Annotated in this window: 1 protein-coding gene and 1 pseudogene; both read right to left on the bottom strand. The window is 49.3% G+C overall.

What is annotated here, in order from left to right:
* Positions 1–176 precede the first annotated feature (176 nt).
* Positions 177–590 (bottom strand): hypothetical protein, encoded by a 414-nt coding sequence (locus THIMADRAFT_RS26945; protein WP_139052995.1) that lies wholly within the window; start codon positions 588–590, stop codon positions 177–179.
* A gap of 122 nt (positions 591–712) precedes the next feature.
* A pseudogene (locus THIMADRAFT_RS27605) lies at positions 713–1,165 on the bottom strand (RES domain-containing protein); the annotation flags it as partial.
* Positions 1,166–1,339: the final 174 nt, after the last annotated feature.

Here is a 1,339-nt window from a genome sequence, read left to right on the forward strand (position 1 = left end):
TGTTCCGCATCATGCCGCACTGACCTGCGAAACGGTATCAGGATTTCCACTCTGGACCACTAGCTGCCGCTTACGTATTCGTGGTACGTCCCCTATTCCCACATGGAAAGGCAAAGAGCAAGACCTGACCCCGCGCTCCTTTCTAACCACTCTCCCCGTTAATTTGAATCGGTGGCTTACTGGTTGCGTGTGGATTTTTTCCCTATCAGATAGGCGGGAATACCTATGACCGAAGAAATAATTAGATGTATGAGGGCTAAATCTAAATGTCCGGACACTAGTCCCATGAGAAGGGCAAAGGCAGCCCATCCAGCTGCTAGAACGGCGACTCCTAAGGAAAATGCACGGGCGGGATTGATGCTCTTGTGAGCCGCGCGAGTGAAATTGCCTTTAATTTCTTCTTTGGTTTTTTCAAAGTCCTTTTGTATTTCACTTGAAGATAGCTGTTCTACTCTTAGCTTGATATAGATTGCTTTTGTCTTCTCTGGGTTCCCATCTGCCTCGCTAATGGCCCGTGTCCATAGTCCAGGATGTGTGTTGTCTTCGGCAAGTTCTGCAGCCACTGCATCATAGTATTGTTGTTTGTTCATGCGGTTATTTTGGTCTGGTAGTGAACCGATTTATTTAAAAACATAACGCTAGCCTCAGCCGCCGCCCAAAGTGCCGAGAGCAAAGCGAGCGGCGCTTTGGGCGGTCGGATGGAGGCACTTCGTTAGATGCTTGGGCTCGCCGGATCAGTAGTACCAAAGCGTTTTAGGACTAGTACTGCGTCAGGGTTCGATGCATCGCATTCTTCTACGCACGCATCGTTATCCGCAAAAACAACGACAGCAGCTTGTGCATCTGGTTTTGAGCTTGGATATTTGATTCCGTCGAGCTTTTCGCCATCCGCTGTTCGAAACACGTGCCGAAAATACTCTGTAACAACCTGAGTAGGAACGTATTCCACGTGTGCATATTCGTCTTTTAGAACTGGTTTGGTAAAGTCTTTCAGGAAGTCAATCAGGAAACGGATCAGTGGACGAACATGATGTTTGGCTGAATCGAATATGCTTGGCACATGGAGTTTTTTCGATAGATCCAATATGCGCAAAGGGCGGGCCGGAGAAAACACACCATAAGCTGCGATCTTTCCCGAACCCTTCGATGGGTCGTATGTTTCGAGAACAGAAGTAGTTGGACGAAGCCGCTTCGCGGAGAAGGCCCATGCCGGCCTCGTCGGCTTTAAACTGCAACCTCACGCCCTCGCTTGCGAGGGGTCGTCTGTTCACGATCATGAGGTTACACCACCATGTCCAACTCCTGCGAAGAGCGCTTCAAACATCACTACGAGGCCCAT

The organism is Thiocapsa marina 5811 (genome assembly GCF_000223985.1).
GTDB classification, from domain to species: domain Bacteria; phylum Pseudomonadota; class Gammaproteobacteria; order Chromatiales; family Chromatiaceae; genus Thiocapsa; species Thiocapsa marina.

Coding starts and splice junctions, on each gene's coding strand:
- THIMADRAFT_RS26945 (WP_139052995.1), bottom strand. CDS start 590: ATGAACAAACAACAATACTATGATGCAGTGGCTGCAGAACTTGCCGAA.